Consider the following 12430-nt stretch of genomic DNA (forward strand, 5'->3'; position numbering starts at 1 on the left):
GCGCGCGTCGCTGCGTATTCCAGCCAGAATGACCACCTGATCCGGCAATAGCTGACCTTTCTTCCGGTGTTGGCCACCGTGCTGCAACCTACCCGTCGGCTCGCCCTTAATTCGCCCGCCGCGTTCCGTGAAGACGCTCTGGCGAGGGCAGGGAAGATCATCGCCTCAGCGATAGAGCCCGGCAGAAGCAAAAGCCAATAGTCGGGCGAAGGGATTGTTGGCGTAGTTTACAAACTACGATTGCGCCTGTGATCGAGCTAAAGCAGACCGAGACATTCGCCAAGTGGGAAAGCCGCCTGCGTGACAAGGTTCGCCCTGAGCGTAATTCCGCAGGGCCGCAGGCATGGAATGCCTATGGATGGCCGTGGCTTTGAGGCGCGAGGAAATTGAAGGGCGCGCGAAGGAGCGCTTCGACTTTGCGTGCTGGCGCAAGCTACGCTCAGCGCGAACGAAATCCATGGCTGAACTTCGTGGCCAATCAGAACGTAGTTTGGGGGCGTTTCCCAAAGCTTCGCGGCGCCGTAGAAATACAAAACCGCTTTGTTTGGCAGTCGGCTGAATAGCGCCTTATTCTGCCTGTACTCCGCCATGCAGCGGACTCTGGCTGGTACTTGGCAGCATGGGGTTTCGGCCGCTTGACGTGATGTCAGCATCATTGGCAGCCGGTGGCCCGACCAAGCCGCGACGACGCGATTCCTGGCGCAGCCAAATACGCGTAACCATGACGACGTACACGCCCAGCAAGGTACCAAATGCCAGCAGGCTAACTTCGGTGCCCAGCATGCGCGTGACCGAGCCGCAGAAGGCGAGGGTGGCGGCCAGTGCGATCAGGCAGACAAGGGTGCGGCGGGAGCTCAGGCCGGCGCCCATGAGGATGTGATGGATATGCCCGCGATCCGGCTTGAACGGCGATTTGCCCTGACGCAGCCGACGGTACATCACGGCGATGGTGTCGAGTACGGGAAGCGCAACGCACCACAGTACGTCGATCGGGGAAATATGCCTTGGCGAAGCCTGGCTGAAATCGATCAGGGTCCAGGCAAACAGATAGCCCAACACCATGGAGCCGGCGTCGCCCAGGAAAATCTTGCGGCCGACCAAGCCGAGATTGGCGGCCAGATAGGGGAGCAGTGCGCAGCCCGTGAGCAGCATCAGCGCGGTCGGGCCGTGCATTTGTGCAGCATTGCTGTACAGCAGGATGGCGCCAATGGTGACCAGCGACAGGCTGCCGGCCAGGCCATCGATGCCGTCCATCATGTTGAAGGCGTTGAGCAGGCCGATGACGGCGACCACGGTAAAGGGCACGCCCAACCAGCCAAGGGCCAGCTCGTGACCGAACAGGTGACCCACGCTGTGAATATAGACGCCCGTCGTCCCGATCACGGTGAGGATGGCGGCGGTTTGCACCAGCAGACGGGCGCGCACACTCAGGTCGTAGCGGTCATCCAGGGCGCCGAGCAAGGCAAGCACTGCCGAGGTGGCGAGCAGCATCTTCACGAAATACGAGAAGCCGTCGAACCATAGCGCGGCCACCAGCATGCCGATGAAGACGGAAAGGCCGCCCACCAGCGGGATGTTGCCTTGGTGCAGTTTGCGTTTGTTGGGGCGGTCAACCAGGCCGAGTCGCTCGGCAAGGTTTGCCAGAATGAACAGTGCGATGGCCGAGACGCCTGCTGCCAGGGCGCAGGCGAGAACGATCCGTGTGTCGAGCATTGGATTCTCCTCAATCCATCCCTGTTGAAAGGCACCGGGCAGACAAAACTGTCCGATAGGGGCGGTAAAGCAATCCTTGACGTCGATCAACGACGCCCGGATGACATACGCATGAAGATTTGGAACCGCCCCCTGTCTGATGCGTCCGTTCCACTCCGTGCCATAGACGTCAAACGAACCGCGATTCTAGCACGTCATTCCAAGCCTGAAACTAAACCGGAGCGAAATAAAACGGCTGTATGTCCATGATTTTGCCGAATATGTGTAGAGGTGGTGAAGGGCGGCATATTCAGGGACGTTTTGGCGGGAACTCGCCGTTTGCGTTATTGCCGCGCCGACTGGTTGCCGCCCGGAGGCGGCGTCAAAATCGTCGTGGTGCAAGGCAGGATGATCGGAGGTCATGATCTTGGGCTCCAATTCGTGACCGATGCTTGTAGCCCGTTGGCGGGCGATGCTCTTGCTGCTATTCCCTCCAGAAAAGCATCGCCCGCGAACGGGCTCCTGCAACAGAATTGTTCGAGGGGCCCCGAAGGGTTCCTCGGAAGACCCATCAATTTGCGTCATTCCGGCGAGGTGCCTTTCGACAGCCGAAGGGCTGGTCGGGCCGGATGACGAGCAAAAAAAGGGGGGGGGGGGGCTCGAGGGTCCTTAAAGCGGCTTTCCGTGACGCCCTCAATGGAACATCAGGTTGATTGCCACCATGGTGATGGCCAGGACCACGAAGGTCAGCGAAATGCCGCACTCGGACGGGCCTTTTGCAGGGCGCGCTTGGCCGAGAAATGTTTCTTTAAGTTGACATTTTTTGATAAATGATCATTATAAGAAACACTTTACGAAAGTTAGCACCATGAATCTTCTCGTATCCAAGTCGGAAACTGCCCTCACGCTCGGGCAAACATTGCGCATCCGGCGCAAGTCGCTGGGTCTGAGCGCAGTGGCGGCTGCAGAAGCCGCCGGGATTTCCCGTGTGACCTGGCATCGACTGGAAAAGGGGGAGGCCAGCGTGGCGGCCGGTTCGCTATTGGCCGCTGCCGAGGTACTCGGCTTGCGTGTCGAGCTGCTTGCGCCTGCTTCGATACCGGAGCAGGCGACGGCTACGGGCCCCCTGGCGGATCATTTGCCATTGCATATCCGTCTGCACGATTTTCCGCAATTGCGCCGGCTGGCTTGGCAGGTAGCCGACGATACGCAGGTGCTCACGCCACGCGAAGCGCTGGATTTGTATGAGCGCAATTGGCGGCACGTTGAACTTGAGGCTCTCGAGCTGCGGGAACGTGCCCTGATCAAGGCATTGCAACAGGTCTATGGCAAGGGACTACTGGATGTTTGAACGCCTGCATCATCGCCGTGTCGCCCAGGTATTGCTGGCCCTGGATGGTGGACGGTTGGATGCCATGCAATGCCGCTTCGGCGGGGGTACGGCCATCGCCTTGCGCTGGGGCGAATTCCGCGAGTCCGTCGACATGGACTTCCTCGTCTCCGATGCAGAAGCCTACCGTGAGCTGCGTCAATGCCTTGCCGGTGCCGATGACCTGGCGCCACTGCTGCGAGCAGGCGTTGCACCGATCCGCCTGCTGCGCCCGTGGCGGATCGACCAATACGGTATCCGCACCGTGCTGCAGGTTGAAAGCAGCGAAATCAAGTTTGAGATTGTGCGCGAAGCGCGCATCGTGCTGGATCCGCCTGGTCGTAATGACCGGCTATGCGGCATCGGGACACTCACTGATATAGACGCGGCCGCCAGTAAATTGCTGGCCAATGCCGACCGTTGGCGCGACGACAGCGTTTTTTCCCGTGACGCGATCGATCTGGCCATGATGAACCAGCCACCACGCCGGCTGCGCCCTGCGCTGGAGAAAGCGCGGTGTGCCTATGGCGATGTCGTGCGCATCGATCTGGACAAGGCACTGAAGCGTCTGCGCGGCGATCCAGTGCATTTGCAGCACTGCCTGGGTGCCTTGTCGATGACGCTGCCGCCAGCGGCGCTGCAACAACGACTGCGTGCCTTGCAGCGTCGACTCGATGTTGTTGCCGCCGATGGCTGCGCGTGATGATGGCAAGTTGCGTGAAGCGCGCACCTCCCACTGGGTATCTCGAATAACCGCTTTATTTGTTCGTCATCCCGGCCTGCGCCGATTGCTGTCCGGAATAATCTGGGCATAGCCCTGATGCATGAGGGCTGTGGAGACTTGTATGGGACTGGTAACGGAGCGACTCAAAATCGGCCAGCGACGACCTATCGTGCTCGTCATCCCGGCGAAGGGCCACTGCTGTCCGGAATAATCCTGGGATGTCCTTCGAGAGTGAATACCCGCGCCGCTTGCGCGAGATGCAACAAGGGGGCGACTCCATTTCTGGCAGCGAGCACCTCTCCGGCTCGTCATCCCGGCGCAGGCCGGGATCCAGTAGCGATCACGCCTGTCCAAGCCATATGGCTACTGGATTCCGGCCTTCGCCGGAATGACGGGCAAAAACCGATTTCGGCATATGCCACCGCACGACTGCGGGTATTCGAAATTATTCCGGACAGCAGTGGGCGAAGGCCGGGATCCAGTAGCGACCACGCTTGTTCAGGCCATGCGGCCACTGGATGACCAGACAGCCGTCTGTTGAAAGGCGCCTCCGGCCTTCGCCGGAATGACGCACTTTGAGAGATTTTTGAGGTTCCCGGTGTGCGTTCAATGAGACAAGAACCTTTTTGAGGGAGGCGATTTCGGCCGCGACCAGATTTGCCTGGAGGCACGTATCGGTTGCGGTCCCCGGCTCGGGTGCCCGCGCGGGTGGAGAAATCATCGCGCGGAGGCGTGGGAGCCCTCAATGGAACATCAGGTTGATCGCCACCAGAGTGATGGCCAGGACCACGAAGGTCAGCGGGATGCCGGCACGCAGGAAGTCCTTGCTCTTGTAGCCGCCGGGGCCGGTGACCATCATCAGGGCGGGGTGGCCGGAGCTGATCAGGAAGGTGTTGGACGAGGACACGGCCACGATCAGCGCATAGGCGGACGGATTGCCGCCGGTGGCCACGGCCACGCTGATCGCCACCGGCACCATCATCACGGTGGCGCCCACGTTGGACATGACCTGCGAGAACAGCAGGGTGAGCGTCGCCAGTGCCAGTTGCAGCACCCACGGCGAGGCGCCGCCCATGTGCACCAGCACTTCCTGCGCCAGCCACGCGGCGGTGCCGGTGGAGTCCATCGACCAGCCCAGCGGGATCAGGCAGGCGGTGACGAAGATGGTCTTCCAGTTGATCGCCTTGTAGGCCTCATCCATGTTCAGCACGCCGGACAGCAGCATGCCGATGGCGCCGGTCATCATGGCGATGGACAGATCGAGATTGGTGAACAGGGCCAGGCACTTGGCGGTGAAGAAGAAGCCCACAGCCTGCCAGATCTTGTTCGGGCGCTGTTCCTCCCGCGGGATGTCGGTGACCACCACCAGGTCGCGGTCCTCGGCGGTTTGCGCCAGTTCGCGCCAGCTTGAATGCAGCACCATGGTGTCGCCGGCGCGCAGGCTGACTGCGCGCACGTCGTCGCGGTATACGTGCTCGCCACGGGTCACCGCCAACACCGAGATGCCGTGGCGCTTGCGCAGGTGGAGGTCGCCGATGGTCTGCTTGATGAAACGCGAGTTGGGCGGAATCACCGCCTCCGAAATGCCCGCGCGAGTCGGATTGAACAGCTCGCCCAACTGGCGCATGCGTGGCAGCAGGCGGCACAGCTGGTTGTTGGCGAACTGATTGAGCTGCTCGCGGGGGCCGAGCACACCCAGCACCGAGCCGACCCAGATCACGTGGTCCGCCGGCGGGGCCATGCGTGCATCGTTGCCGCTCTTGATGGCCAGGATCAGCGGCGCGCCGTGCAGTTGTTCCGCTTCGCCGATGCTCATGCCTACCAGCGGGCTTTCCGCGGTGACGGTGAGCTCGGCGGTCTCGCCGACGATGCCGTAGGTCTCGGCGAAGTAGCTTTCGGTACGGCCCGGGGTCACCTTCTGGCGCGCGTCTTCGCGCTCGGGCAGCACCTTGCGGGTGAACAGCCAGAAGAACAGCACGCCGGTAATGGCCAGCGCCAGGCCCACCGGGGTCACGCTGAACAGACCGAACTTGGGAATGGTCTGCGCGCCCGGCGGCAGGTTGTTGTTGGCGCTGGCGATCAGGTCGTTCAGCATGATCAGCGGGGAGTTCGCGATCAGCGTGGTGTTGGTGGCGGTGAGGATACAAAACGCCATCGGCAGCAGCAGCCGCGAGATCGGCACGCCGGTGCGCGCGGACAAGCGGCTGGATACCGGGATCATCAGCGCGGCCAGCGCCTGACTGGGGATCACCGCGCTGAACAGGCTGGCGACCGAGTTGATCACCACGCCCAGCCGGGATTCCTTGCCACGTGCCATGCGCATCACGAAGCGGGCGGTCAGGCTCAGCACGCCGGCGCGGTCCAACCCTTCGCCCATGATCATGATCGCGATGATCGCGATGACCGCGTTGCCGGCGAATCCGTTGAAGACCTTGTCGGCCGGAATCAGCCCGGTCAGGCCGATCACCACCACCACCAGCAGCGCCACCATGTCGGCGCGGATCCACTCCAGCACCAGCATCAGCATGGTGAAGACCACCAGCCCGAGCACCAGCATCATGTCGGGTGTGAGGGTCAGTCCCACTAGCGAGCGTCCCGGCGGGGCGAGCGATCAGTCTGGCGATGGATGGGCAGTGGATGATTCACGCTGCGGCAGCTTGGGTCCCTGATTGAACGCAAGTATAAGCGGCCAAGTGCAAGGGCTGGTGAATCGGGAGCAAGTGGATCACCGCAGTTCTCGCTTTTGCCCCCACCCCCTGCCAGCAGGGGTGGGTTGGGGTGGGGTAGGTAAGCTTGTGGCGAGAGTGGTTGACCCCCTCCCAACCTCCCTTGCACGCCGTTGCTGATTGTAGGAGCGCACCCTGTGCGCGATTGCCTGAGCCTGCAATAGGCTTTTCGCGCACAGGGTGCGCTCCTACCGGGTAGGTCATTCGATGTGGTGGATCTTGTGCTTCGCGGCGTCAGACGCGACGGTAAAGCAGATCCCACACCCCGTGACCCAACTTCAATCCGCGCCGTTCGAAGTGGGTTTCGATACGCCAGGCGGGCTTTTCGGCGTACTCGCCGGGGGCGATGGCGTTGGACCAGGCCGGCGCGGCTTCCATCACTTCGAGCATGTGCTCGGCGTAGGCCTGCCAGTCGGTGGCCAGGTGCAGCAGGCCGCCGGGGGCCATGCGCGTGGCGAGTTGGGCGACGAACCCGGGCTGGATGATGCGGCGCTTGTTGTGGCGCTTCTTGTGCCACGGGTCGGGAAACCAGATGCGCGCTTCGGCCAGGGTGTCCGGGGCGATCTCGTTTTCCAGCACTTCCACCGCGTCGTGCCGATACAGGCGCACATTGCCGGCATCGCGCGCTGCCAGCACGTTCATCAGCCGGCCGACGCCGGGACCGTGCACTTCCACGCCGAGGTAGTCACGCGCCGGATCGTGCTCGCTGGCCCACGCCAACGCCTCGCCGTTGCCGAAACCGATTTCCATCACCAGCGGTGCGGTACGCCCGAAGCGGGTGGCGAAGTCCTGTGCACAGCCGGTGTAATCGATGCCGAAACGGGCCCAGTGATCGTCGAAGGCGCGTTGTTGCGCGGGCGTCATGCGGCCGTCGCGCAGCACGAAGCTGCGGATGCGGCGGAGATGGTCGGGAACGGGATGGTCGGTCATGTCGGGCGAAAGCTATCGAGTGAGTCCCTCTCACTTTGGGAGAGGGTGCCGGCAGGCGGGTGAGGGTGCGGGCGGAGCGAGTAGGTGCAGGCTTTTCGCAGCAGTGAGCGTGGTTTTTCACCGTTCGCCCTGAGCGTAGCGTAGCGAAGTCGAAGGGCTACCCTTCGACTTCGGCCCCTGCGGGCCTACGCTCAGGGCGAATGGCGTAGGGTGAAGTTCCTCTCCCGGCGGGAGAGGGGAGTGCGATCAGCCGATGATGCCGTCGACCGGGCTGGAGGCCGAAGCATAGCGCTTGCGCGGAATCCGCCCGGCGCGGAAGGCGGCGCGGCCAGCCTGGATCGCCAGTTTCATCGCGTGGGCCATCAGTACGGGATCTTTCGCGCCGGCGATGGCGGTGTTCATCAGCACGCCGTCGCAGCCCAGTTCCATCGCCACGGCGGCATCGGACGCGGTGCCCACGCCGGCGTCGACGATGATCGGTACCGTGGCGTTCTCCACGATTTCCAGCAGGTTGTAGCGATTCTGGATGCCCAGGCCCGAGCCGATCGGCGCGGCCAGCGGCATCACTGCTACACAGCCGATCTGTTCCAACCGCTTGGCCAGGATCGGGTCGTCCGAGGTGTAGACCATCACGTCGAAACCGTCGGCGACCAGTTCCTCTGCCGCCTTCAGGGTTTCCACCACGTCCGGGAACAGGGTCTTCGGGTCGCCCAGCACTTCCAGCTTCACCAGCTTGTGGCCGTCCAGCAGCTCGCGCGCCAGCTTGCAGGTGCGCACGGCGTCGACCGCGTTGTAGCAACCGGCGGTATTCGGCAACAGGGTGAACTGCTCGGGCGGCAGCGCATCGAGCAGGCTGGGCTGGCTGGCGTCCTGGCCGATGTTCACGCGACGGATCGCCACCGTGACGATCTCGGCGCCCGCAGCCTGCGAGGCGGCGCGGGTTTCATCGAAATCCTTGTACTTGCCGGTGCCGGTGAGCAGGCGCGAGCCGTAGCTTTTGCCGGCGATGATCAACGGGTCGGCGATGTCGGTGGTTTTCAGGTTCATGGCGTGGCCGGAATGTGGGGGAAAGGGCGAAGCGTGCGGTCAGCCGCCGCCGATGGCGTGGACGATTTCCACCTCATCGCCTTCGGCCAGCGCGTGCTCGGCATGGCGGCTGCGCGGAATGATCTCGCGGTTCACTTCCACCGCCACGCGACGACCGGCGTAACCGGCTTCATCGAGCAGGTGGGCGATGGTGATCGAGGCCGTGCAATCGCGCGGCTGGCCATTGAGCGTGATATGCATCCGCCTATTGTAGCGGTTGTGCCCGGGGCTGTTGGGAGCGGCCCGGCCTTGGCGCCAGGATGATGGAACGTATCGAAAGTCAATTTGTCCGGATGTTTCATAGTCCGTCGCGCGGAGGAGGTAGGAGCGCACCTTGTGCGCGATGCTCTCGGTAGCACACTGCGAAAAAGCATCGCGCACAGGGTGCGCTCCTACAGTGGCGTCGAAACGGCTGTTTCAGTGCTGCCGATCGTCGCCCGGGTGGTATGCCGGTGCGTGCCCGCCATATCCGCGGCTGGGCGCCGAATGGGCTTGGGGTGCACGCCGTTCCGGTTCTACCCGCGGTGGCTGGCGGAAGGCTGGCGCGCGGTAATCCGGGTGCGGTGCACTGTTGTAGCTGCGCTGGGGGATGTTGTTGTATGAGCGTGGGGCTGCGTTGTTGTAGCTGCGCGGCATCGCGTCGACATGTGTGCGGTAGGTGGCTGGAGGCGCGCGTTCGTCGCGCATGCGCCGGGCTGCTTCGAAGCGCGCGGCGGATTCACGGGCGCCGGTGTCGCGCGGCAGGGATTGCACGCGTTCGAAACGCGGTTCCGGCGGCAGCGCGCCCACGGGATGCTGCGTTTCCCGTGATGGCTCCGATCCGCGACCCACAAAACTCACGCCGGGACGTTGCACGTATTCGCGACGCGTGTCCCGGTGTTGCTGCGCGAAGCGGGCAGAAGGAAGCTCGCCGGTGCGTTGCAGGTCATGCGCGGTGATGAGGCGCGGCGGCGTTGGCAGGGTCGCCGGGTGGTTGCCGCCGTAGGCACGCACGTTGCTGCGCGGCGTGGTGGGTGGTACGTCCGGACGGGCAATCCCGGCGGACACGCGGTAGTCCGGGTGCGCCACGTTGTAGCGTCCGGCACGGACAAAGCGCTCGTCGTCTGGTGCATGGCGCATCACCACGGGGCGACGGAAGCCGGCCGTGGGCAGTGAGCGCAGGCGTGGGTTGCGCGACGACAGTGGATTGACCGGCACGGGCTTCACGCGAACCCCGCGGGCTTCGATCGGCGCATGGGCCAGGCGACGGGGGTCGACATGCAGCAGATGCCGATGCACGTCGTGCGCCTCGGCGAAGCTGCGTTCGGGAACGGCGGTGAAGCCGTGCGGGTGATGGTGGGCGTAGTCCATGCCGGGGGAGGTACGGCCGCGTTGGAAGTCGCCGTAATGGCGTTCGATGCGGCCGGCGATGTCGTGCGGGCTGTGCCCGTGGCGATCGCGCAGGTCGGCGATGTTGACGCGCGAGTAATAGCCGCGGCTGGCGTGGTACCACGGGTTGAAGATCTCGCCCGGACCGAGCGGAAACCAGCCCACCGGTGCACCCAGGCCCACCGATACGCCCCAGTGTCGTCCGCCGCCGACGAAGGCGACCAGCGCCGGTGCATAGATCGGCCGCGCGTAACGCGGACCGGGCAGCCAGCCCCATGCGCCGCGGATATAGGCCCAGCGGCCGTAGTGGAACGGCGCGAAGCCCCACGGTGCGTCATCCACCCAGGTCCAGCCCCATGGCGTGATCCACACCCAGTGGCCGAACCGGTACGGCGCCCAGCCGGCGACGACATGGGCGGGGTACCACACCTCGCCATACTCGGGGTCGTCGTTCCAGTCGCCGTAGTTGTCCAGGTCTTCGGCGCCCACCACTTCGGTGGAGACGTAGCGCGGCGTCATCGCGTCGGTGTAGCGGCGGTCGCGGTCGCTGCACCAGGCATCGAACGCGTCGTTGCCGCCCACGTCGGTGATTCCCACGTCGCTCAGCGACGCGTCGTCGAACTGGTAGCTGCGCCCGGCGATCACGTCCTGCTGTGCGTTGTTCTGGCCGAACACCACCGCGTTGCCGTTGAAGGCGGTGACCGTGGTGGAGCGGCCATCGGCGCCGATATCCACGCGGAACGAGCCCGGCTGATCCATCACCAGCGCCACCGTGGGCGTGTCGATCTCGTAGCTCTGGCCGTTGGCGAGGCTGCGCACGCTGAGCTCCAGCGTGCCCTGGGTCAGCTCGAACTGGCCAAGCTGCCCGTTCAGGGCGAGCAGGCCCAGGTCGGTATCGCCATCGACGTGCAGCATGGCGCCGCCCAGTTCCAGCTCGGCACGCGCATCGGCACCGCTGGAAAGCTGGTCACCGTCGGTCAGCGGGCGGTTGACGTCGGCATCGCTCCAGTCATGCGCACCGGCCGGCAGTACGCCGACATCCCCGGCCAGGTAGGACAGGCGCGCCACCCGTGTGGGCGGGTCGACGGCGGTGGTGTCGGTGGTTTGGGACCACGCGGTGGCGGTCAGGCTCAGCAGCAAAAGCAGCGCGGTTACGCGCCAGCGGCGAAGTGATGGGGGCAGGCTGGTGGGCATGCGCATGACATCCTCTTCTTGCGGGAGCGCGCGGGGACGCGCTTTCGTGAGTCCTGCCCCCGGAACAACGTGCGAATGGCCATGACGATGACAGCGGGCGAGGTGGCGGGCAAGGCCATCGATGAGTCGGTTTCGGCCGGATTCATGCGTGGCTGCGACGCCTGAAGGACCCCGGAAGCCACCGTCGTCCAACGAACCTCGCCAGCCGAACCGCCGCTCAGTACGGAACTCCTCGACTCCGGGCCATTGAAATCAATGGTGCTGGATTGCTGCCTTCGCAGGAATGACGAGCGACCGGGATTCCAAAACCTGCCGATCCCGGGTTACCATCCGCCGGCAACGCGGGTGTAGCTCAATGGTAGAGCTGTAGCTTCCCAAGCTACTGACGAGGGTTCGATTCCCTTCACCCGCTCCACCACGCTGTCCCCGCAGCTGGTTTGAACGACCGGTTCGATCCCCGTCGAACTTCCCCGAATCCTCCAAGCAACCAGCGTGTGCCGATGACTGCAGGCGTGATGACTCTTGGTTGGCGGGAGCGGGTCGGGTTGCCGCAACTTGGCATCGAGCGGCTGCGCGCCAAGCTCGACACCGGCGCGCGTTCCAGTGCGCTGCATGTGGATTCCCTTGAAACGTTCATGCGCGATGGTTCGGTCTGGCTGCGCTTTGACGTGAGCCAGGGGCGGCATGCGCAGTACGGCGTGACGTGCGAGGCACCGGCGCTGGGCCGGCGCGTGGTGACCAACAGCAGCGGCCATCGTGCCGAACGCTGGTTCATCCGCAGCCAGATCCTGCTCGCGGGGCATTGCTTCGACGCCGAGATCAGCCTGACCGACCGCCGCGGCATGCGTTTTCCGTTGCTGCTGGGGCGCACGGCACTGAATGAGCGATTCCGCGTGGACCCGGCCTTGTCCTACGTGGCGGCAACGCTCGCTCACGCCGCGGTCGCCGGGCTTTCGTCACATGCGTGAGATGACGTTGTTGCAACATTTGCCTCGGGTGCCGGGTTGTATAAGCTTGGATTTCCCCGCGGTGGCATGGAGATGGAGTCATGAAACGATGGATTGTCCTGATGGCCGGCCTGGTGCTGGCGTTTTCCGCAGCGGCTGCCGACAGCGTGCGCTTCGGTTCCAGCCTGGTGGTGCTTGGCGATACCGAGGCGCATGTGCTGAAGGTGGCCGGCAAGCCCGCGATACAGAGCGATGTGCAGAACCGCTTTGGCGCGGTGGTCGCGCATCGACTGGACTACGACGAAGGCAACAAGACCATCTCCATCTACGTCGGCCAGGATGGTCGCGTGGCGAAGATCACCGAAACGTACAACTGAACCGGTCGCGCTTTTTC

Annotated in this window: 10 protein-coding genes and 1 tRNA gene; 5 read left to right on the top strand and 6 right to left on the bottom strand. The window is 63.9% G+C overall.

Annotated features, from left to right (window positions below):
• Nucleotides 1-567: 567 nt before the first annotated feature.
• Nucleotides 568-1803, bottom strand: coding sequence for an undecaprenyl/decaprenyl-phosphate alpha-N-acetylglucosaminyl 1-phosphate transferase (locus BMY90_RS04950; protein WP_245734905.1), 1236 nt, complete (start codon nt 1801-1803; stop codon nt 568-570).
• A gap of 757 nt (nt 1804-2560) precedes the next feature.
• Between BMY90_RS04950 and BMY90_RS04955 the strand changes: the two genes are divergently transcribed.
• Both BMY90_RS04955 and BMY90_RS04960 read left to right on the top strand, forming a co-directional pair.
• Nucleotides 2561-3043 carry a helix-turn-helix domain-containing protein gene (locus BMY90_RS04955; RefSeq protein WP_092702128.1) on the top strand — a complete coding sequence of 161 codons (483 nt, stop codon included), beginning with the start codon at nt 2561-2563 and terminating at the stop codon, nt 3041-3043.
• 31 nt (nt 3044-3074) lie between these two features.
• Nucleotides 3075-3764 (top strand): nucleotidyl transferase AbiEii/AbiGii toxin family protein, encoded by a 690-nt coding sequence (locus BMY90_RS04960; protein ID WP_245734907.1) that lies wholly within the window; start codon nt 3075-3077, stop codon nt 3762-3764.
• A 763-nt stretch (nt 3765-4527) separates the two neighbouring features.
• Here the strand turns inward: BMY90_RS04960 and BMY90_RS04965 are convergent.
• The 5 genes from BMY90_RS04965 to BMY90_RS04985 all read right to left on the bottom strand — a co-directional run bounded on the left by BMY90_RS04965 (nt 4528) and on the right by BMY90_RS04985 (nt 11095).
• Nucleotides 4528-6345, bottom strand: coding sequence for an SLC13 family permease (locus tag BMY90_RS04965; protein ID WP_037101107.1), 1818 nt, complete (start codon nt 6343-6345; stop codon nt 4528-4530).
• A 400-nt stretch (nt 6346-6745) separates the two neighbouring features.
• The gene (gene trmB / locus BMY90_RS04970) at nt 6746-7441 is read right to left on the bottom strand and encodes a tRNA (guanosine(46)-N7)-methyltransferase TrmB (RefSeq protein WP_092702132.1); all 696 of its coding nucleotides are present in this window, start codon (nt 7439-7441) and stop codon (nt 6746-6748) included.
• A 246-nt stretch (nt 7442-7687) separates the two neighbouring features.
• Nucleotides 7688-8488 carry a thiazole synthase gene (locus BMY90_RS04975; protein WP_092702134.1) on the bottom strand — a complete coding sequence of 267 codons (801 nt, stop codon included), beginning with the start codon at nt 8486-8488 and terminating at the stop codon, nt 7688-7690.
• A 39-nt stretch (nt 8489-8527) separates the two neighbouring features.
• Nucleotides 8528-8728, bottom strand: a complete 201-nt coding sequence (thiS, locus tag BMY90_RS04980) for a sulfur carrier protein ThiS (RefSeq protein WP_092702135.1) — start codon at nt 8726-8728, stop codon at nt 8528-8530.
• Between the two features lie 216 nt (nt 8729-8944).
• Nucleotides 8945-11095 carry a DUF6600 domain-containing protein gene (locus BMY90_RS04985; RefSeq protein WP_092702137.1) on the bottom strand — a complete coding sequence of 717 codons (2151 nt, stop codon included), beginning with the start codon at nt 11093-11095 and terminating at the stop codon, nt 8945-8947.
• 335 nt (nt 11096-11430) lie between these two features.
• Here BMY90_RS04985 and BMY90_RS04990 point away from each other — a divergent pair.
• The 3 genes from BMY90_RS04990 (at nt 11431) to BMY90_RS05000 (ending at nt 12413) form a co-directional block, all read left to right on the top strand.
• Nucleotides 11431-11504, top strand: a tRNA-Gly gene (locus BMY90_RS04990).
• 100 nt (nt 11505-11604) lie between these two features.
• Nucleotides 11605-12057 (top strand): ATP-dependent zinc protease family protein, encoded by a 453-nt coding sequence (locus BMY90_RS04995; RefSeq protein ID WP_245734909.1) that lies wholly within the window; start codon nt 11605-11607, stop codon nt 12055-12057.
• An 80-nt stretch (nt 12058-12137) separates the two neighbouring features.
• A complete protein-coding gene (locus tag BMY90_RS05000) occupies nt 12138-12413 on the top strand; it encodes a DUF2845 domain-containing protein (RefSeq protein WP_092702140.1) in 276 nt (91 codons plus the stop codon).
• Nucleotides 12414-12430 lie beyond the last annotated feature (17 nt).

The sequence above is a fragment of the Rhodanobacter glycinis genome (genome assembly GCF_900114325.1).
Lineage (GTDB): Bacteria > Pseudomonadota > Gammaproteobacteria > Xanthomonadales > Rhodanobacteraceae > Rhodanobacter_A > Rhodanobacter_A glycinis.

What these genes read in the sequence shown, in the direction of transcription:
- BMY90_RS04955 (WP_092702128.1), top strand. Translation starts at nt 2,561, where the DNA reads ATGAATCTTCTCGTATCCAAGTCGGAAACTGCCCTCACGCTCGGGCAA.
- BMY90_RS04965 (WP_037101107.1), bottom strand. Translation starts at nt 6,345, where the DNA reads ATGATGCTGGTGCTCGGGCTGGTGGTCTTCACCATGCTGATGCTGGTG.
- trmB (WP_092702132.1), bottom strand. Translation starts at nt 7,441, where the DNA reads ATGACCGACCATCCCGTTCCCGACCATCTCCGCCGCATCCGCAGCTTC.
- BMY90_RS04975 (WP_092702134.1), bottom strand. Translation starts at nt 8,488, where the DNA reads ATGAACCTGAAAACCACCGACATCGCCGACCCGTTGATCATCGCCGGC.
- thiS (WP_092702135.1), bottom strand. Translation starts at nt 8,728, where the DNA reads ATGCATATCACGCTCAATGGCCAGCCGCGCGATTGCACGGCCTCGATC.
- BMY90_RS04985 (WP_092702137.1), bottom strand. Translation starts at nt 11,095, where the DNA reads ATGCGCATGCCCACCAGCCTGCCCCCATCACTTCGCCGCTGGCGCGTA.
- BMY90_RS04995 (WP_245734909.1), top strand. Translation starts at nt 11,605, where the DNA reads ATGACTCTTGGTTGGCGGGAGCGGGTCGGGTTGCCGCAACTTGGCATC.
- BMY90_RS05000 (WP_092702140.1), top strand. Translation starts at nt 12,138, where the DNA reads ATGAAACGATGGATTGTCCTGATGGCCGGCCTGGTGCTGGCGTTTTCC.